The following is an 18,194-nucleotide window of genomic DNA, read 5'->3' as shown; positions in this document are numbered from 1 at the left end:
TCTCCTCATGCCATGCCACTGAAGCCCATGAAGGCCACCGACATGAATCCGGCCGTGATCAGGGCAATCGGTGTCCCCCGGAAGGCGGGCAGCACATCCGCCACCTCCAGCCGTTCCCGGGTGGCGGCGAACAGCACCATCACCAGAGTGAAGCCGATGGCGCCGCCGAAACCGTAAATCGCCGAGCCGATAAAGCCGTAACCGGACTGCACGTTGAGCAGGGCAACACCCAGCACCGCACAGTTGGTGGTAATCAGTGGCAAAAAAATACCCAGCAGGTTATAGAGCACCGGACTGGTCCGGTGCATCACCATCTCGGTAAACTGCACGATCACCGCGATCACCAGGATAAAGGTGACAGTGCGCAGATACTCCAGTCCGAGCGGCTGCAGGAGATAGTTATTGGCCAGGTAACTGGTGGCGGAAGCCAGGGTCAGTACGAAGGCGGTAGCCATCCCCATGCCCAGGGCGGTTTCCAGTTTTTTGGATACCCCCATGAACGGACAGAGACCGAGAAAACGGGACAACACCAGGTTGTTGACGAAGATGGTGCCAAACAGCAGGGCGAGGTATTCAGCCATGGTGAATCACCCTCCCCCTGCCGTGGCGTACCGGACGCCGCCAAACTGTATTGCCGGATCCCATGATCAACGCACCAGGTATTGCAGTTTATCGGGTACGTCGACCCAGTCGTCCGCACCGTCCAGCGGATCCTTGGCGCTGTTGATACCGGGCCACTGCTTGGCCAGTTCCGCATTCAGCGCAATATATTCACGCTGATCCTCCGGCACATCATCCACTGCAAAGATCGCCTCGGCGGGACACTCCGGCACGCAGAGCGAACAGTCGATACAGGTCTCGGGATCGATGACCAGAAAGTTCTCTCCTTCCCGAAAACAGTCGTCAACCGGACAGACATCAACACAGTCGGTGTATTTGCACCGGACACAGTTATCAGTGACTACGAATGCCATACTCGCTTCCTCAATTTTTCTGGTTGATCTGATCGATAGCCCAGAGCGCCACCTTGCGCACGTCGGGATCGATGTCACCACTGGCCGCTTCCAGGAACGGCAGGCCCGCCGGGGAAGCGATCTCGCCCAGGGCGGCCGCCGCCTCCTTGCGCAGGTTGCTGATATTGAAAGAGAGGGCCTGACCCAGCACATCCACTGCGGCGGGATCTTTCAATTTCCCCAGGCTGCCGGCCGCCTTGACCCGCACCTGCCAGTAGTCGTCATTCATGGCTTCGATCAGGGGGGCAACGGCACTGCTGACCCCCACCTTGCCGATGATCAGGGCCGCCTCTTCCCGCACCTGCCAGTTCTCATCCGACAGCGCCTTGATCAGGGCCTCGGCGGCCCGCTCGGTGCGGCTGAAAATCAGCGACCCCACCCCCACCTTGCGCACCTGGGGATCGGCATCGGTGCTGGCAATATTCATCAATGCCAGCAACACGTCCTCGCTCTTCAGGTAGGCCAGCACACCCACGGCTTCGCGTCGCACCCGGGCATCGGGGTGACTCAGTGACTCCAGGGCCACCGCCTTGCTGGCCGGCAGACGCAGATCCCGCAGGGCACGCAGACAGGACGCCTTGACAAAACTGTCGTCGTCTTCAAAACGCTGCAGGATGGCGCTGCCGGCCGACCGGTCCTTGTTCTCGGACAGGGTTTCGGCGGCCGCCTCCCGCACCGTCTCATCACTATCCCCCAGCGCGTTCAGCAACGCGGCGATTACCGATTCACCTTCAAACTCATCCAGGATCCGGGCGGCCTCGGCCCGTACCCCGGCGTCCGGGTCGGAGAGTGCCTGCACCGCCAGCTCCGTGGCATCTTCATCGTCGACACAATCCACAAGGTCAATCACAGCGACCCGACGCATCTCCGCATCATCACTGGTTATGCGTCCCCGGATGTCGTCCAGGTCCGAGCCTTCTTCAAAAGATAGATTCATCGTTTGCTCTCCGGTTAGCGCAACAGGTAGGGAATGCTGACGGTGATGGCGTCGGTCGGGCAGTCCTTTTCACAGGGCAGGCAGTACCAGCACTCATCGTATTTCATATAGGCGGTACCCTTGGCGGCATCAATCAGCAGCACGTCCAACGGGCAGACGTCCACACAGACCGAACAGCCCTTGTCGGCGATACACGCCTCACTGTTGACCACTACCGGTACCGTATTCATTAAGTTTGCTTTTGGCATGATGTTCTCCTCAGGACTCGGCCTGTGTGCTGCTCACACGCAGTTTCTGATAGGCATCCTTCTCACTCTCGCCCAGTTCGACGATGTAGGGATCGATGTCACGTTTAAAATTGATCGGCATACCGTTGTCGCCCTTCTTGGTCTGTACGTGGACAAACCATTCCGCATTGTCGGTCTGCGGGTAGTCGACCCGATGGTGATACAGGCCCCAACGACTCTCGGTGCGATAGAGGGAAGCGGCCGCGGCCATCTCGGCACAATCCAGAATGAAGCTGACTTCATTGGCACGCATCAGCTCATGGGGATCGGCTGCGGACATAAACTCAAGGTCGCGGCGGATCTCGGCGAAGCGCTCCTGGCCGATCTCCATCTTGCGGGTCACCTTGGGGGGTTGCAGGTAGTCATTCACCAGACGCCGCAGTTTGTATTCGATCTGGTGCGGGGGAATGCCATCCTCCCGGTTCAGGGGCGCCAGCACCCGCTCACGCTCCTTGGCAATTTCCGCCGGATCGATTTCCGCGAAATCGTGTTCTGCGCAGAACTCTGCGGCATCCTCACCGGCTATCGCGCCATAGACAAAGGCCCCCAGCATGTAGTTGTGCGGCACCGATCCCACATCACCGGCCGCATAGAGTCCCGGTACCGTGGTGCGGGCATTTTCATCGGTCCAGATGCCGGACGCGCTGTGACCGCTGCAGAAGCCGATCTCGGAGATATGCATCTCCACCATCTTTTCCCGGTAGTTGGTGTTGCGGTTCGCGTGGAAACGACCACGGCTGGGACGTTCGTTGGAGTGCAGGATCTCCTCGATCTCCTCCACGGTCTCTTCCGCCAGGTGATCGAGCTTGAGAAACACCGGTCCCTTGCCCCCTTCGAGCTCCTTGAAGAACTCCATCATCATCTGGCCGCTCCAGTAGTCACACTCGATGAAACGATCACCGTGGGCGTTGGCGGTGTAGCCCCCCATGGGACCGGTCACATAGGCGCAGGCGGGTCCGTTGTAGTCCTTGATCAGAGGATTGATCTGGTAGCACTCCAGGCCGGTCAGCTCGGCACCCGCATGGTAGGCCATGGAGTAACCGTCACCCGCATTGGTGGGATTTTCGTAAGTACCGAACAGGTAACCGGACGAAGGCAGTCCAAGCCGACCCGCCGCGCCGGTACAGAGGATGACGGTCTTGGCCCGGATCACCGCCGTCTCGCCACTGCGTGGATTGAGCAGCATGGCACCGGCAATGCGACCATCCGGCCCGTTGAACAGGCGGGTGGCCATGAAACGGTTGATCACCTGTACCCGCTTGCGGCGCAACTGGCGATAGAGGATCTTCTTCATGTTGTGGCCTTCCGGCATGGGCAGCACGTAGGTGCCCATGTGGTGGACCTTCTTCACATTGTATTCACCGGTCTCATCCTTCTCGAACTTGACGCCCCACTCGTCCAGCTGGTTAATCATGTCGAAACTGCGCTCGGCGTATGCCATCACCGTCTTCTGGTTGACGATGCCGTCATTGGCGATGGTGATCTCCTTGACGTACTGCTCGGGCGTGGCGTGTCCCGGAATGACTGCATTGTTCAGACCGTCCATCCCCATACTGATGCAGCCACTGCGTTTTACATTGGCTTTCTCCAGTACCGCCACGCGCAGCTCCGGATTGGCCTCTTTGGCTTTCACCGCCGCCATGGGACCCGCGGTACCACCACCGATCACCAATACGTCCACTTCCAGGGTTTCGTCGTTTGCTCTCTTGTCGCTCATTTGTATGACTCCAATGTGTCAGTTTGCATGTCACTAACGTTCCGCACGCAGGTGGTACTGGAAGGCATCACCACGGTAGGAAAGTATTTCGAAGGCCACCGGTCGGCCGGCTTGCGCCAGCACCAACCGACGAATCTTCAGGATGGGTGAATCGACCGGGTAGTTCAGGTACTGCTCTTCGCCGGTGCCGGCCAACGACGCTTCGATACGCAGGTCGGCAAAGGAGAGGGCAATGTCGAATTCGTTTTCCAGCAAGGGAAAGATATCCTGGGTCAGATCCCTGCCCATCAGGGGCCGACCGATATCCGCCGGATAGAAACTGTGATCAATGGAGATGGGTTCCCGGTTTAGGTAGCGGATCCGCTTCAGTTCGATCACCAGGTCGCTCTGCTTGCACCCCAGGGCTTCCGCCACCTCCTGTGGCGGACGCACCTCCTGCACACTGATAACCCGGGTCGAGGCTTCGTAGCCCTGGGGCACCATGGCCTCACCGAACCCCTGCAGGCGCTGCACGTTCTGCATCGCCTTGGGCTTGGAGACAAAAGTGCCCTTGCCCTGCACACTGAACACCAGCCCTTCGCCATGCAGATCCCGCAGTGCCTGGCGCACAGTGATACGGCTGACCCCGAACACTTTCATCAGCTCGCTTTCCGACGGCAGGCGCTCATGGGGCTGGTAGTGACCATCCTGAATACGTTGCGCCAATGCAGACTTGATCTGCAGATAGAGAGGCTGGGAGGAGGCCACGCTTAACGGTTCCAGCGGTGTTTGTTCTCGACTCATATTCCCTTCCTGTTATAACTGGTCATTACAAGTTGATGCGGCATATCGGTACCTGTTGGCGGTCTGATTCAGCGTCCTATCGAACGGTCGATCAGAATTTGTTACTCATACAACCGGCCGACGAATCGACTGGATGTGGATGAAATAACCAGACCGGCATGCTGTCCCTCTCCATCTGCCGATCAGGCGGTGGCGCGCTGCTGTTCAAAGGCCCGCAGGGATTCCACCCGGATCAGTTCCATGCACTGTTTCTTTGCCTTGATGTAATCCTCGCTGGTGGCCATTGCCGGCACCCGGGGACGGGGCAGTTCGATGCGTATGTCGGCGATCAGACGCCCCGGACTGGCGCTCATCACCACCACCCGGTCGGCCAGGAAGACCGCCTCATCAATATCGTGGGTAACAAAGATCACGGTGATACCGAACTCGTCCCAGATCTGCAGCAGGTTCTCCTGCATCATGGCCCGGGTCTGCGCATCCAGTGCGCCAAAGGGTTCATCCATCAACAGCACACTCGGGTAGTTAGCCAGCGCACGGGCAATGCCGACACGCTGTTTCATACCGCCGGAGAGAACACCGGGATAGCGTTTTTCGTAGGCACTGAGACCTACCATCTCCAGCAGGGAGCGCGCAGTAGCGCGGGCGGAATCAATGCCCTCGCCCGCCATCAGGGGACCAAACGCCACGTTGTCGCAAACCGTTTTCCAGGGAAACAGGGAGTGCTGCTGAAACACCATGCCGCGATCCTGACCGGGCATCTCCACGGTCGCACCATCGACCTTGACAGAACCGGACGTGGCATGAACAAAACCCGCCACCGTATTCATCAATGTGGACTTGCCGCAACCGGAAGGACCCAGCAGACAGACAAACTCTCCAGGCATGATCTCCAGGGACGCATCGTTGACCGCGATTGATCCGTTACCGAAATCCACCGTGACATTATCAATCTCGATATGTCCCTTTTCCGGTTTGTAATGGGTCTTACGGGTTTTACCCAACGGTGGCAGGGATGTCTCATTTAACGCTTCAGTGCTCATAGTTGGTCTCCTGCATCCGGGTAGCGAAGTGTTACTTGAATTGGAGTTGGCTTTCCGATCTGAGCAGGGCAATCAGTCAGCCGCTGTTTACATTTACATAACCGGTCAACGCTCATCGCTCGTTCTCCTGCCAGCGCAGGGCCGGCTTCGATGCCTGCTTCACCAGCCAGGTGGAGGCGGTGCCCAGTCCGCCGATCGTAAGCATGCCGATGATGATGTTTTCGTACTGCACCAGGGAGTAGGCGTTCCAGGTGAAGTAGCCAATACCGTACTGGCCGCTGATAATCTCGCCGGCCAGCAGGGAGAACCAGGCAACGCCCATGCCGATCGCCAGCCCAGACATGATGCTTGGCAACGCACCAGGCAACACCACATGCCGGAGAATATCCAGTTTGCCGGCGCCCAATGATTTAGCAGCCCGCACGTACACCTCGGACGATTGATCAACCCCGTGCATGGTGCTCAACACGATTGGAAAGAAAGCGCCCAGGGCGGTAATAAAAATGATGCTCGACTCCTCGGTGGGGAACATCAGGATAGCCAGCGGAATCCAGGCAACCGCAGGAATGGGGCGCAGGATCTCGATATGGGGAAACATCACATCGGCGACCACCCGCGACCGCCCCATCAGAATCCCAACCAGAACACCCAGCACGGAGGCGATGCAGAAGCTGAGTACGATGCGCCAGAAACTGACACCGATGTGGGTGTAGAACTCTTCCGTACCGAGCAGGTAGAAGAGCTGCTCACCAACTCTCAACGGATTCGGCACATTTTCAAAACTGACAATCAGGGAGACATGATTCACCGAGCAGAGATGCCAGACCACCAGGGCAGCAATCACGGAGAGTGCACGCACCAGGTAACGATCCCAGGGTCGGGCGGCACGTTTCGGGGCAGCCGGTTTAACAGTGGCTGCAACTAACTCTTCCGGAACCGCCGCCGGCTCCGCCTTTTTTATCTCATGCATGGGAACAACCTCATCCAGATCTTCATCTATCAATACCGCTGCCCTGTTATCGATGTTCACTGTTCTCTCCGGTCTCTGTTTGTCGACAAGGGTAAAAAAGAACTTGTCATAACTAGTCATGCCTTGTTGTTGTTAATGTTGCAGGAGCTGTGCCAAACTTTTTAATGAGTACAGAAAAACCTATATCTTTATGTTTTTACTTGGTATTTATAACTCCCTAATACACTCGAAAATAAACTGATCAAATCCATTCCCGCCTGCTTTTAGTGCAACAGCTGCTGCAATGCACCACGCTTTCAGTGCATGGCGATGAACCGAATAATACAAGCGAAATTAATGGGGTAATTTCTGTGGGACGTAAAAAAGGAAAAGCCAAAATAAAAACAACCGGAGCATTTTCAGTAGACCAAAAAAAGGGAGGACAACCTGCCGTATAAAACGGATCAGTTGTCCTCCCCGCCGGGTAGTTAAACAAAGCGATTTACTTAATATCAACCCAGGCGATCAGGTTGCCCTGGGCCTTATCTGCATCACCTTTTTTCATATAGGTGACCAGTTCACCGGATGGCAGCTTCACGTAAAAGGCAACATGACCAAACAGCTTCAGGCCGGTACTTTTGTCATACACGTAAGTAGCATTGACTTTCTTACCCGCCTTAACCGCCTCCGCATGGGCAGTGGTCATGGCTGAAACACTTGGATAGCTGACGATGCCTTCGCCGTCGATCCACATCTCTGCAGGGGCCAGTTCCGTATCATCTACCTTGGGTGTCACCACACTGCTGACCAGTGCATCGTAGTCCTGTCCACGGGACTTGTAGGCAGCCTTGACGTAGCTATCATCAATCCATTTTTCAAATGTCAGTGGCGGCACGTTCTTCTCTTTCACCAACAGGTCATGATCATATTTCAACGCCGCCACCCACTCGGGTTTGATCGACGCTTCAAATGTTGAAATGCCGCCATTGGAGAAATAGAGATAAAGCACCTCTTTTTCGATACCGGTCCACTCCGACACCTTGGTTGCCGCCATAACCGGATCATTAACGATCCACTCCTGTGCTTCCAGGGTGGCATTCACGTAAGCCTGAACAATCTCCGGATACTTTTCTGCAAAACTGGTGGAGACCACGGTGCCGTGGAAAGTGGGAATACCGGCTTCACTACCGTCGTAAACTTTACGCCCGGTACCGCGGAACTCCATCACCTCCGACCAGGGGCAGAAATCGGAATGGGCATCGATCTTGCCTTGGGCAATGTTGTTCACGCCCACTGGTGGGCTCTGGTTCTTCAGTTGCACTTTGTCCATCAGCCCGTTATCACGTAACACTTTCAGGGTCATACCCCAGGCTGCACTACCAACTGGTGTGGAGATCGCCTTGCCTTCCAGCTGCTCCAGTGAGTAGACATCGGAATCAACCGGCACCACGATGCCATTGCCGGTGCCCTTGAGGTTATAACCAGTCACTGCGATGAAACGACTCTCTGCACGACCGGTCTTTTCAAACTGGGCGCCATTTACAATCAACGGATAATCCCCCATGACACCAAACGCCAGTTTACCAGCCAGCATCTGATTGGTGATTGGCGGACCCGATGTGTAGTCCTTGTAAACGATCTCATAATCAACACCTGCGTACTTTCCATCCTTTGGCAGATGCTTCTCCAACAGGGCAAGCTTTTCCAGGATGATTCCCCCCGGCACGGTGTTGGTCACTGTACTCTGGTGCCCAATACCGATCTGGATCGTCTCGGCAAATGCCGGATTACCCAGTAACAGGGTTAGCGGCAATGCCAACATAAACTGCTTGTGCTTAAACTTCGCTACCATTTTTCATTTCTCCGACTGTAGTGGTGACGCCATGCCTGTCTGGTTAATACAACTTGTCATAACCGGATAGGACCTTCCCAGACTATGTCGCAGAAGTTGTGCCAGATTTTGAAGCCAAAGCGGTTGAATAGACGTTAAGCCGGATAGGCAAAGGGAATTTTTAACTATTGACGGTCGCTGCAATGCAATAAAACCCTGTTATATCAATGTTTTTCTGTTGTGCAAAATTCCTTACCGTGCACCTAATCAAGGCGAAAACTGGCCACGGGATAGCTGAGTGATTAATACAGGTAACGCTTATCTGATCCTGCCTGACCAGCAATAGAACAGATCAGAAATAGGCCATGGAAATAGAGACAACAACACAAAAAAGCCCACCGGTATAGGGTGGGCGTAGGTTCTCTCACAACGCAATACAACAGAACGGACTATTCAACCGGACGATAGATCTCGATTCGATCACCTTCCACAACCGGATCACTCAGTTTGCGCAAACTACCGTAAACGCCCACTTTGCTGGTTTCAATATCAATCCCGTCGAACTCGTCCAAAATACCTGAGATACGGATACCATCTTCAATCGTGGCACCACGACACACCTGTATCTCCTTTATCTGCTGCTGATCCCGCAGGGCGTAGACCACTTCAATACGGATCAGGGATGGGTCATTCATACCGGTCAGCATGGCCTGGAACTCATCTTCCGAAAGATGGGCGTAATTCTCTCCGCTTGCGTCCAGATCCGCCTTGATCTCACTATCCAGCGTATCCAGTTCTCCCCGCAGACGATTCAATTTCAGCTCCAGCTCACGTGCCTGGGTTCGCAACATTTGTGCTCGGGATATCTTCTCTTTCAACTCCATATCGATCACTCACTTGTGTTATTCCGATAGGATTAAGTAGCACAAGATATGCCAGCGGTTAGCTTACAAGAGAAAGAGGAGGAAGGAGCAGAGGGTGAATCTGATAAGGAGAGTAGGACTCGGTAAACATCTCTTTCCGGTCATGCGATCTAACTCTCGTCAGCGTTTGGCGTAGATCAAAATAAAGAACGTGCGTGGCCAGGTCAGGAGTAAACCTCTTTTTTGAAAAAGCCTGTGTCAGATTTGGTTTGCACCACTCCATAATTCAGTGAACTGAATTTTTTCGTCGAATTATTTTACACATCAACCCCAAACTACATATAAGCTATTGAATTAATAGGGGTGGTATGATTACTGCTGTAACTGCGTAGTAACTTCTTCACTATCCTCAATATTCAAGGAAATTCGTCTATGTCGGTATTTATCAGAAAATTAATTCTATTACTAACACTCGCCAGTCCCTTGGCTTATTCCCCCGCAGCAAATGCCATAGCACTCGATATTGGTACGTACAGTGGCAGTGGTTGTTGTTCATTCGGAACTCGTGGTTATTGGTTTGAAGCCCAACAGGATTTTGTGATTAACGCTTTGGATGTATCAGTTGGAGGCGCAAACGAATCTACCTCTACCCTTGAAGTTCTTTCGTTTAATTCACCGATTCCGGATTTTCCCTCTTTAACAAATGATTTCACATCGCTGTTCTACCAAGCGGGTTCTTATACTGCGTCTGCTCTCGGCATCCAGATTTATGCCGGCGATTTAATTGGTATTCTTGGATATAATGGCTCTGTAACACCCTACTCAACAGAAACATCTGGTTATGTTTCTAGCAGCCCAATTGTAAGTACACTGTCTCGCCTGGGTTTCCAGAATACAGGTATGGCTTCCAATGTATGGACCGAGAGTGATGCCAGTATCGGCTTCATTCAAATGGACTATACCCTTGGCACCAGTTCAGTCCCTATCCCAGCCCCTCTGGCTCTTATCGGTCTTGGCCTGCTCGGCATGGGCCTGACAAGAAAAAGAAGTTAGTGGCATACCCTACATGCCAATACAAAGCCTCACTTCGGTGAGGCTTTTTTATGTCAGCTTTGATTTCGAGTCATTGGCAATAATTGGGGTGGGAGTCATTGATTTTACAAATAGTAGCTCTGCTCCAGGGATTGACTGTTCCTTTGACAGCATCACCGAAGGGTTCAAACCGGATTGGATCCTGCAGACCCGCCAAGACCAATGACTCTGACTCCATTGATCGTGATAACCCTTTTAGTTATGTTCTAAAGCATTCCGCAAGTTTTCTAAATACATATCCATATGTTCAGACTGATTGTAAAAGATGAAAGATAGAACTCTTCTAAACGGGTTTGAAACCTCGGATATTTCAGTAATCGTTAATTTCGTGCCCTTACTATTTGCTTCTAGCTCAATCGTTGAATAACCACTAAAACCATTTACTGGGACTATTTCTACTGTATATAGCGAGGGTGTACGTTTTTCTCTTTCTTTTAACGTTACATTCGGTCCAACTTTAGGTATTTCGGTCCACTGCCGTAAGGCTTCATTGACCTCTACTTTTTCAAGATCTTTACGCCAATTCGGTTGAGATCTGTAATTTGTCACTTTTTCCCAGACCATATCTATCTGGGCAGCTAGTTGCGTGGATTTAGTCGACACTCTTGGATTAGGTAGTAACAGGCCAATAACCGCAATCACAATTACGATTGCAAATAATATAAAGAATAGAATACGCATAATATATTTCGCCCGAACAACTAACGCTTTAAGCAGCGGAACGCGTTAGCGTGTTCTGACACGAACTGGCGAGGCTGCCTTAGCTTATTACATGACATAGTTAGATACTTCGATAAGATTTCCATCAGGATCTCTAAAATAGATCGATACGATTTTACCAGTTGCACCAGTTCGATTAACTGGCCCATCAATTATTGATACATTACAAGCATTCAGGTGAGCAATAACCTGGTTTATTGGCTGCTTAATAATAAAACACAAATCAGAACTACCAGGTTTTACATTACCAGCTTTAGGCTCATATTCCTTACCTAACTGGTGCAAGTTTATTTTTTGATTTCCAAAGGATAGTGCAATGCGCCCTTCCCCAAAAACTACTTTTTTCATACCCATAACGGACATATAAAAATTTACAGTTTTATCGATATCTTTTACCGTTAAAACGAGATGATCAATTCTTTCTACTTGCACAACACTTCCTATCTAATTGACATGTAATAGTTGATTATGCGTCTTCCATGCTCGTATAAGTGAATTTTGCAGCAAGTACGCAGAATAATTGAATGTTACGACTTAATGTTTTCTTGTAGTTCTAATCTTGAGCACAAATTCGAATTTGGACCCCCGCCCCGATCAGAGAAGTATATTCCTTAGTAATTTTCAGTTTATCAACCGAGAATTTGGTTGAACAGTCACAAGATAAACCGCAGGTTTGTATCAAAAGCAACCTTCCAGAAGAAGCACTCGAATGGCGGTACCTGAAACGAAAAACCCGGACGCGAGGTCCGGGCTTCGTTGCTTTTTGGTGGGCCATGAAGGATGACTCGGCGGCAAGCCGCCTCGTGCAGCTGCGCTGTCGAACCTGGCTTGTTTGATGTCGAAGGTTCGAATCGAGATACTGGAAACAAAAAAGCCCGGGTCTGTCACCCGGGCTTCGTTGCTTTTTGGTGGGCCATGAAGGATGACTCGGTGGCAAGCCGCCTCGTGCAGCTGCGCTGTCGAACCTGGCTTGTTTGATGTCGAAGGTTCGAATCGAGATACTGGAAACAAAAAAGCCCGGGTCTGTCACCCGGGCTTCGTTGCTTTTTGGTGGGCCATGAAGGATTCGAACCTTCGACCAATGGATTAAGAGTCCACTGCTCTACCAGCTGAGCTAATGGCCCAATTTATGGGGTGGGCGATGGGGCTCGAACCCACGACAACCGGAATCACAATCCGGGACTCTACCAACTGAGCTACGCCCACCATAAACTGTAAAGAACCTGGCACGCCCGGCAGGATTCGAACCTGCTACCCTCGGCTTAGAAGGCCGATGCTCTATCCGAGTGAGCTACGGGCGCATGATCGATAAATTTGGTCGGGGTAGAGAGATTCGAACTCCCGACATCCTGCTCCCAAAGCAGGCGCGCTACCAGACTGCGCTATACCCCGATAAACCGGACCCCCGCCTCTGTGCGAAGAGGCCGGAATGATACGCAGCCAACTCCCTCTAGTCAACGAAAAATTTACCCTGGGTGGCCAGCTACGCGATGAAATATGCGGGCATTCGCGCTATCATGCGGCCCTTCTTTCGAAACTGTAGTGGAATCTCACCCATGAGTGCAAATATCCTTGACGGTAAGGCCATCGCCGCTGATCTGCGTCGCGATATCAAGGCCCAGGTTTCCCGCATGACCGAGGCTGGCAAGCGCCCACCGGGTCTGGTGGTGATCCTGGTAGGCGAGGATCCTGCTTCCCAGGTCTACGTCAGAAACAAACAGCGTTCCTGCGAGGAAGTGGGCTTTCTGTCCGAGTTGCGCCGCCTGCCGGCCGACACCTCCGAGGCGGACCTGATCGCCCAGATTGACGAGCTGAACGGACGCGAGGACGTGGATGGGATTCTTGTTCAGCTTCCTCTGCCGGCACAGATCGACGAGGATAAGGTAACCGAGCGGATCCTGCCCACCAAGGATGTGGATGGCTTTCACCCCTACAATGTGGGCCGCCTTGCGCTGCGCATGCCGGTTCTGCGCCCCTGCACGCCGAAAGGGGTGATGACCATGCTGGAGCGTACCGGACAGAAGCTGGAGGGGTTGGATGCGGTGATTATCGGCCAGTCCAATATCGTCGGGCGTCCCATGGCACTGGAGCTGCTAGCGGCACGCTGCACCATCACGGTCTGCCACAGCCGCACCAAGAATCTGCCGGAGAAGGTCGCCAACGCCGATATCGTGGTGGCGGCAGTGGGTCGGCCCAATTTCGTCAAGGGCGAGTGGATTAAGCCGGGCGCCCTGGTGATCGATGTGGGTATCAACCGCCTGGACGATGGCACGTTGTGCGGTGACGTGGATTATGCCGCTGCCGCCGAACGGGCCGCCTGGATCACCCCGGTACCCGGCGGTGTTGGCCCGATGACCGTGGCGACCCTACTGGAGAACACCCTACAGGCGCGGGAACTGCACGGCAGCTGATCTTGCCTACCCGGGCGCGGCTCCGCTTGCGGGCGGGTCGCGCCTCAGCCAATCCAGGCGGGCCCGCAGCACCCGTTTCAGCAGTTGCCATAGCAGCCAGAGCGAGAACAGCGGGAACAGTACCGTCTGCATCAGAAACACCACGATCATGTTGATGGCATGCTCACTGATATCGGCCGCCGCCCGGCTGAACGCCTCCATACGAGCATTCACATCCACCGCCCGGGTGGCTGAGTTATAGACCCGTCGAGCCTGATCCAGCAGCGACTCCTCTTCCGGAGGGGGCAGATCGGGCTGCAATTCGCTGTTCACCTCACCAATACTGTTCGCCGCTTGCTCCAGTTGTTGGCGTGATTCGCTGTATTGCGGCTCCAGGAACGCCTGGTAAAAATGTTCCCCGCCCACTGCTATCAGGATGATAGAGAAACGCAGGATCAGCAGGGCGACTGCCAGCCGGCAGATGACCAGGCCCAGCCCCCTGAGCGGGGAGCGGCCCGGCCACCAAATCATTATCAGCAGCAGAACCGCCAGCGAGGCGAACAGCGTCAGCCCGGGGGAGGCCATCACATCCAGCAGTACCCGTTGAATACCGAACGAGGCACTGCTGGCCAGCATCACCCAGGAGAAGCGTTCCACCAGGTCATTGATCGGATCCAGTATTTCGCCCGGTTTGAAGTTGAGGCCGATGCCGACCGGCTCTACCGCCACCTCGGTGCCCTGGGCCACTGAAATCACACCGTTCAAGCCGCGACTGACCCCAAACACCAGCAGTGCACGTTTGAAGCCGGCCTCGGTCTGTTGGTGACCGAGACGGTCCAGACTGCCCTCCTGCACGGCCGCCATCAGCAGCACCAGCAGCAGTGTGATGGCGAGTTGTTTAAAAACCACTTTGGAGATCATCCCTATCGACCTGGCTCTGCCTAAACAGAACCTGATCTTACTTGAATGATGTGATCGGAATCCATGTCAGGCAGGCAATCTGATATTGGGGGGGGGAATGGGCGGGTGACAGGCAGCCACAGTCAGCCTGGACTGAACCAGGCTGACCGGGCTATCCGTGCCTTACCCCCTGCCGGACGTGTCAGTAGGGGTAATCCTGCAGCCCCGGATTGCCTTCCATACCCACCAGTTTCGGCGTGTTGAGCTTGTCGATCTTGACCTGCTTCTGATCCCGCAGGTAATCCGCCACCACATCCCAGATCGGTCGGCCAGGGGACTGACTGCCCACCGTGGCCCAACCGGAGACCATGTACTGCTTGCCCGCCTCAATCGGCGTACCGTCATCCAGGGTCATGCTGCTGATGCGCTTGCCGAACGACTGGTTGGGATCACACACGTAATCCAGCCCCCCCAGGCGCACCATATCGCCGCCCTGCTGGAAGTAGGGATCGGGGTTGAACAGGTTGTCGCAGACATCCTCCAGGATCGCCTTGATATCGGCTCCGCTCATCTCCCGACGATAAGTCTCCGGGTAGGTGATACAGGTCTGATCCATCACGTGTTCCATGGTGATGGTCTGCCCCGGTATGACCGTGGTGCCCCAGCGGAAGCCGGGGGAGAGGGAGATCTGGGCGTCATTCACCTTGAGCAGGGCATCACAGATCACCTGATCGAAGGTCCCGTTGAAATTGCCCCGGCGATAGAGAGTCTCTTCGGCAACCGCCAGCGGCTCCTGCAACTTCTCCAGGTAGGGCGCCCGTACCTCATCGATGTACTCCTGCATCTCCGGATCTGGCTCCAGCAGGTTGGAGAAGATCGGCACCAGCCGGTACTGGTAACCCTGCAGTTTTCCGTTACGCACATCCAGATCCATCACGCCGAGGAACTTACCGTTGGAACCGGCGTTGGTCACCAGGGTCTGGCCGGATGCATTCTTGACCACTGACGGGGACGGCATGCCGTCATGGGTGTGACCACCAAAAATCACATCGATACCGGTAACCTGGGCGGCCATTTTCAGATCCACGTCCATACCGTTGTGGGACAGCACCACCACCAGTTCCGGCTTCTCATTGGCCCGCACCTGATCCACCAGCGCCTGCATCCGCTCCTCCTGGATACCGAAGGTCCAGTCAGGAATAAAACGACTCGGGTTGGCAATGGGAGTGTAGGGGAACGCCTGACCAATCACCGCCACCCTTACGCCGTTCAGGGTGCGCATGGTATAGGGCTTGAAGGCAAGTCCGGCATCTTCATCAAAATCTTCGAAGTCGGTAAACCGATAGTCAAACAACGCCTCCTCGGTCACGTTGACATTCTGTGCGACGAACTCACCCTTGAATGCAGCAATGTTTTCAATGACTTCGCTATCCTGGTAGGTAAACTCCCAGTGGCCGGTCATGATGTCCACCCCGAGCCGGTTACAAGCCTCCACCATGTCTTTGCCACGGGTCCAGTAGGCGGTACCGGACCCCTGCCAGGTGTCCCCGCCATCCAGTAACAGGCTATTACGCTGACCACGCTGTGCCCGCATGCGCTTAACCAGGGTGGCCAGGTGGGCAAAGCCGCCCACTTTGCCGTAGGTGCGGGCGGCGTTGTCATAATCCAGGTAACTGAAGGCATGGGCGGCCCGGCTGCCGGGTTCAATGCCAAACTGCTTCAACAGGGCGCTTCCCACCAGGTGGGGCGCTCTGCCCAGCGCATCACCAATGCCGAGATTCACATTGGGTTCCCGGAAATAGATGGGATTCAACTGGGCATGACAATCCGTCATGTGCATCAGGCAGACGTTACCAAAACGGGGAATCTCGTAAATATCTTCAGGCCGCTGCCTGGCCGCTCGCAGCGAACCCGGCAACAGACCTGCCGCGCTCGCCATTCCCATCAGATGAAGGAACTCTCTTCTTGATAAGCTCATAATCAGATCAACCTTTGGCCAGGTGCCGGTCAAACCTGCAACCTGACCTGTCTACTGTTGTTAAACGCCATCAATGGCGATTGGAAGACAGAGGGCGAAGCCGCTGCCGACTTCGCCCCTGTCTTTTTCCGTCCCTGATCCAGGACTAGCTGATCGCCGCTTCAGCGCTGTCGCTCTTACCCTGGTTATCTGTCCAGGTGAGTTTCAGCGTTTCGCCCTTGCCACCGTCAAACTTGAAGGAGATGTAGGGGTTCTTGGAGACGCCGCCACTCCAGTGGGCATTCATCACCATTTTACCATTCACTTCGCACACCACCTCCTGGATAAAGTGTGCCGGTATCTTTTCACCATTCTTATCCTTGCGCAAACCCGACTCCATGGAGTGGGTCATCAATGCCTTGACGGTGGTTACCCCGCCCTTCTCTTTCGCGCGAATCTTGATTGTTGCCATGTTCTATACCTCAAAAATATGTTGTCTGTTGTTATGTTCCGATGCCTGTCCGGTTAGGTTTATCCGCCACAACCGCCGATCGTCACTTTGACATTCTTTTTCCCGGTATAGAGCTTGCCATTGGCCTTGACTATCGCCACAACATCGCCGCTCTTACCCATTTTGATTCGGGTGGAGGCGTATCCGTGGGCGCCATCGGCCAGGTCAAAACTGGCCACCAACGGCGATGGATTGTTGGGTGCAGCAATGGTGATCGACTCCACACCCGCCATATCGGCGGTGACGGTGACCGGCACCACAGCGCCGTTTTCCGCAATCTCCGGCGCCTTGATCTTGATATCGGCGCTCTCGGTCGTATCACTGGAGCCAAGTAACGCTGTCAGGGCCTGATCCATCTTCTTCTCGCCAAATGCCTGTTTCGGCCAGGCGGCCAGCGCCTGGGTGGGCATTAACAGTCCGGCGCCCATAGCGACACCCAGTGTGCCTGCGGCCACTGAACCCTTGATGATCAATCTACGTAATTCATTCATAGCTATTTCCTGTTATTTCTGCTTCTGTTCAGGGTTTGACCGTGGTCAGGCCGACGCTGACCCAATCCTGCATACCACCGCGATACCATTTCAGTTTGTAGGCGGGGTAACCCATCTTGATCAGGGTTTTAATATTGACTGATGATTGCGGGCACCAGATGCCGTTGCAGAACAGCACCAGTGTCTTGGCCTTGCGGAAATCCCACTTGCCATCATTCAGCTGCACACCGAAGCTGTTGACCAGAATATCCTGCAGGGTCTCGGCTTCCGCTTCGATCTCGAAGTTCCCAGCCACATCAATATTGATCTTGTCCCAGGGAATATTGACTGAGCCCGGGATGGTGCCGCGATTGGTCCAGTCTGGGGTCCGGGAATCCACCAGCATGACGGAACGGTCGCCGTTGCTGATCCGTTTCAGATAACCCAGCACTTCCAGCTCACCCACGGTATCCACGCCGGGAATAATCTGCATCGGCTGGATACAGAACGGCGGGCAGTGACGGGAGGGGTGGTTATAGGCTTCCGGGATGCGGGCTTCCCGGTCGTCGATGCGGCGAATGGTCACGGTCTTGCCATTATGCACGACATCCAGTGATTCCATTCCCGGCGTTATCTTCGCCTTGGGAGCGGCCAATGCCAATCCGGACAGGGCCACACTCCCTATCAGGGCCAGGGTAATCAGTACCTTGCCATATTTCATCATTTCTCTCCTT

General features: G+C 54.3%; 19 protein-coding genes and 4 tRNA genes. 2 read left to right on the top strand and 21 right to left on the bottom strand.

The window, feature by feature from the left end; translation table 11 throughout:
• Positions 1-5: 5 nt before the first annotated feature.
• The 10 genes from rsxA to AAY24_RS19010 all read right to left on the bottom strand — a co-directional run bounded on the left by rsxA (position 6) and on the right by AAY24_RS19010 (position 9,408).
• A complete protein-coding gene (rsxA, locus tag AAY24_RS16295; protein ID WP_046860575.1) occupies positions 6-581 on the bottom strand; it encodes an electron transport complex subunit RsxA in 576 nt (191 codons plus the stop codon).
• Between the two features lie 66 nt (positions 582-647).
• A complete protein-coding gene (gene fdxA, locus AAY24_RS16290) occupies positions 648-974 on the bottom strand; it encodes a ferredoxin FdxA (RefSeq protein WP_046860574.1) in 327 nt (108 codons plus the stop codon).
• 10 nt (positions 975-984) lie between these two features.
• Positions 985-1,950: a HEAT repeat domain-containing protein gene (locus AAY24_RS16285; RefSeq protein WP_046860573.1), complete on the bottom strand. Its 966-nt coding sequence runs from the start codon at positions 1,948-1,950 to the stop codon at positions 985-987.
• 14 nt (positions 1,951-1,964) lie between these two features.
• Positions 1,965-2,198 (bottom strand): 4Fe-4S dicluster domain-containing protein, encoded by a 234-nt coding sequence (locus tag AAY24_RS16280; RefSeq protein WP_046860572.1) that lies wholly within the window; start codon positions 2,196-2,198, stop codon positions 1,965-1,967.
• A 10-nt stretch (positions 2,199-2,208) separates the two neighbouring features.
• Positions 2,209-3,954 (bottom strand): fumarate reductase/succinate dehydrogenase flavoprotein subunit, encoded by a 1,746-nt coding sequence (locus tag AAY24_RS16275; RefSeq protein WP_046860571.1) that lies wholly within the window; start codon positions 3,952-3,954, stop codon positions 2,209-2,211.
• Positions 3,955-3,987: 33 nt separating this feature from the next.
• Positions 3,988-4,737 (bottom strand): GntR family transcriptional regulator, encoded by a 750-nt coding sequence (locus AAY24_RS16270; protein WP_046860570.1) that lies wholly within the window; start codon positions 4,735-4,737, stop codon positions 3,988-3,990.
• 182 nt (positions 4,738-4,919) lie between these two features.
• Positions 4,920-5,777: an ABC transporter ATP-binding protein gene (locus AAY24_RS16265; protein WP_082117194.1), complete on the bottom strand. Its 858-nt coding sequence runs from the start codon at positions 5,775-5,777 to the stop codon at positions 4,920-4,922.
• A 112-nt stretch (positions 5,778-5,889) separates the two neighbouring features.
• Positions 5,890-6,807 (bottom strand): ABC transporter permease, encoded by a 918-nt coding sequence (locus AAY24_RS16260; RefSeq protein WP_234422192.1) that lies wholly within the window; start codon positions 6,805-6,807, stop codon positions 5,890-5,892.
• A gap of 421 nt (positions 6,808-7,228) precedes the next feature.
• On the bottom strand, positions 7,229-8,548 hold the full coding sequence (locus AAY24_RS16255) for an ABC transporter substrate-binding protein (RefSeq protein WP_046861391.1): 1,320 nt from the start codon (positions 8,546-8,548) through the stop codon (positions 7,229-7,231).
• A 458-nt stretch (positions 8,549-9,006) separates the two neighbouring features.
• A complete protein-coding gene (locus AAY24_RS19010) occupies positions 9,007-9,408 on the bottom strand; it encodes an RnfH family protein (RefSeq protein ID WP_052761282.1) in 402 nt (133 codons plus the stop codon).
• Positions 9,409-9,852: 444 nt separating this feature from the next.
• On the opposite strand from AAY24_RS19010, the gene AAY24_RS19315 reads away from it, so the two are divergent.
• Complete coding sequence (locus AAY24_RS19315) at positions 9,853-10,473, top strand: hypothetical protein (RefSeq protein WP_199930412.1); 621 nt, start codon at positions 9,853-9,855, stop codon at positions 10,471-10,473.
• A 234-nt stretch (positions 10,474-10,707) separates the two neighbouring features.
• Here the strand turns inward: AAY24_RS19315 and AAY24_RS19005 are convergent, their stop codons facing one another.
• The 6 genes from AAY24_RS19005 to AAY24_RS16230 all read right to left on the bottom strand — a co-directional run bounded on the left by AAY24_RS19005 (position 10,708) and on the right by AAY24_RS16230 (position 12,624).
• A complete protein-coding gene (locus AAY24_RS19005) occupies positions 10,708-11,193 on the bottom strand; it encodes an SRPBCC family protein (RefSeq protein ID WP_082117192.1) in 486 nt (161 codons plus the stop codon).
• Between the two features lie 87 nt (positions 11,194-11,280).
• Positions 11,281-11,664, bottom strand: a complete 384-nt coding sequence (locus AAY24_RS19000; protein WP_082117191.1) for a VOC family protein — start codon at positions 11,662-11,664, stop codon at positions 11,281-11,283.
• A gap of 616 nt (positions 11,665-12,280) precedes the next feature.
• Positions 12,281-12,356: transfer RNA gene (locus tag AAY24_RS16245), tRNA-Lys, on the bottom strand.
• A gap of 6 nt (positions 12,357-12,362) precedes the next feature.
• Positions 12,363-12,438, bottom strand: a tRNA-His gene (locus AAY24_RS16240).
• A gap of 18 nt (positions 12,439-12,456) precedes the next feature.
• A tRNA-Arg gene (locus tag AAY24_RS16235) sits at positions 12,457-12,533 on the bottom strand.
• 14 nt (positions 12,534-12,547) lie between these two features.
• Positions 12,548-12,624 (bottom strand) — tRNA-Pro (locus AAY24_RS16230).
• A 164-nt stretch (positions 12,625-12,788) separates the two neighbouring features.
• Between AAY24_RS16230 and folD the strand changes: the two genes are divergently transcribed.
• A complete protein-coding gene (folD, locus tag AAY24_RS16225) occupies positions 12,789-13,643 on the top strand; it encodes a bifunctional methylenetetrahydrofolate dehydrogenase/methenyltetrahydrofolate cyclohydrolase FolD (RefSeq protein WP_046860569.1) in 855 nt (284 codons plus the stop codon).
• 6 nt (positions 13,644-13,649) lie between these two features.
• On the opposite strand, the gene AAY24_RS16220 is transcribed toward folD, so the two are convergent.
• The 5 genes from AAY24_RS16220 to AAY24_RS16200 all read right to left on the bottom strand — a co-directional run bounded on the left by AAY24_RS16220 (position 13,650) and on the right by AAY24_RS16200 (position 18,181).
• Positions 13,650-14,531, bottom strand: a complete 882-nt coding sequence (locus AAY24_RS16220) for a hypothetical protein (protein WP_199930411.1) — start codon at positions 14,529-14,531, stop codon at positions 13,650-13,652.
• 193 nt (positions 14,532-14,724) lie between these two features.
• Entirely contained in the window at positions 14,725-16,500 is a 1,776-nt protein-coding gene (soxB, locus tag AAY24_RS16215; RefSeq protein ID WP_046861389.1) for a thiosulfohydrolase SoxB, read from the bottom strand.
• 145 nt (positions 16,501-16,645) lie between these two features.
• Positions 16,646-16,951, bottom strand: a complete 306-nt coding sequence (gene soxZ / locus AAY24_RS16210; protein ID WP_046860567.1) for a thiosulfate oxidation carrier complex protein SoxZ — start codon at positions 16,949-16,951, stop codon at positions 16,646-16,648.
• Between the two features lie 59 nt (positions 16,952-17,010).
• Positions 17,011-17,481 (bottom strand): thiosulfate oxidation carrier protein SoxY, encoded by a 471-nt coding sequence (gene soxY, locus AAY24_RS16205; RefSeq protein ID WP_046860566.1) that lies wholly within the window; start codon positions 17,479-17,481, stop codon positions 17,011-17,013.
• Positions 17,482-17,509: 28 nt separating this feature from the next.
• Entirely contained in the window at positions 17,510-18,181 is a 672-nt protein-coding gene (locus AAY24_RS16200) for a rhodanese-like domain-containing protein (RefSeq protein WP_046861388.1), read from the bottom strand.
• Positions 18,182-18,194: the final 13 nt, after the last annotated feature.

Origin of the sequence: Sedimenticola thiotaurini, from assembly GCF_001007875.1 — a bacterium.
Taxonomy (GTDB): domain Bacteria; phylum Pseudomonadota; class Gammaproteobacteria; order Chromatiales; family Chromatiaceae; genus Sedimenticola; species Sedimenticola thiotaurini.
Note: the sequence above shows the minus strand (reverse complement) of the source record. Positions and strands in the feature narration are given on the sequence as shown.

Coding starts and splice junctions, on each gene's coding strand:
- folD (WP_046860569.1), top strand. CDS start 12,789: ATGAGTGCAAATATCCTTGACGGTAAGGCCATCGCCGCTGATCTGCGT.
- AAY24_RS16200 (WP_046861388.1), bottom strand. CDS start 18,181: ATGAAATATGGCAAGGTACTGATTACCCTGGCCCTGATAGGGAGTGTG.
- AAY24_RS19010 (WP_052761282.1), bottom strand. CDS start 9,408: ATGTTGCGAACCCAGGCACGTGAGCTGGAGCTGAAATTGAATCGTCTG.
- AAY24_RS16270 (WP_046860570.1), bottom strand. CDS start 4,737: ATGAGTCGAGAACAAACACCGCTGGAACCGTTAAGCGTGGCCTCCTCC.
- AAY24_RS19315 (WP_199930412.1), top strand. CDS start 9,853: ATGTCGGTATTTATCAGAAAATTAATTCTATTACTAACACTCGCCAGT.
- soxB (WP_046861389.1), bottom strand. CDS start 16,500: ATGAGCTTATCAAGAAGAGAGTTCCTTCATCTGATGGGAATGGCGAGC.
- AAY24_RS16255 (WP_046861391.1), bottom strand. CDS start 8,548: ATGTTGGCATTGCCGCTAACCCTGTTACTGGGTAATCCGGCATTTGCC.
- AAY24_RS16265 (WP_082117194.1), bottom strand. CDS start 5,777: ATGAGCACTGAAGCGTTAAATGAGACATCCCTGCCACCGTTGGGTAAA.
- fdxA (WP_046860574.1), bottom strand. CDS start 974: ATGGCATTCGTAGTCACTGATAACTGTGTCCGGTGCAAATACACCGAC.
- soxY (WP_046860566.1), bottom strand. CDS start 17,481: ATGAATGAATTACGTAGATTGATCATCAAGGGTTCAGTGGCCGCAGGC.
- rsxA (WP_046860575.1), bottom strand. CDS start 581: ATGGCTGAATACCTCGCCCTGCTGTTTGGCACCATCTTCGTCAACAAC.
- AAY24_RS16285 (WP_046860573.1), bottom strand. CDS start 1,950: ATGAATCTATCTTTTGAAGAAGGCTCGGACCTGGACGACATCCGGGGA.
- soxZ (WP_046860567.1), bottom strand. CDS start 16,951: ATGGCAACAATCAAGATTCGCGCGAAAGAGAAGGGCGGGGTAACCACC.
- AAY24_RS16280 (WP_046860572.1), bottom strand. CDS start 2,198: ATGCCAAAAGCAAACTTAATGAATACGGTACCGGTAGTGGTCAACAGT.
- AAY24_RS19005 (WP_082117192.1), bottom strand. CDS start 11,193: ATGCGTATTCTATTCTTTATATTATTTGCAATCGTAATTGTGATTGCG.
- AAY24_RS16275 (WP_046860571.1), bottom strand. CDS start 3,954: ATGAGCGACAAGAGAGCAAACGACGAAACCCTGGAAGTGGACGTATTG.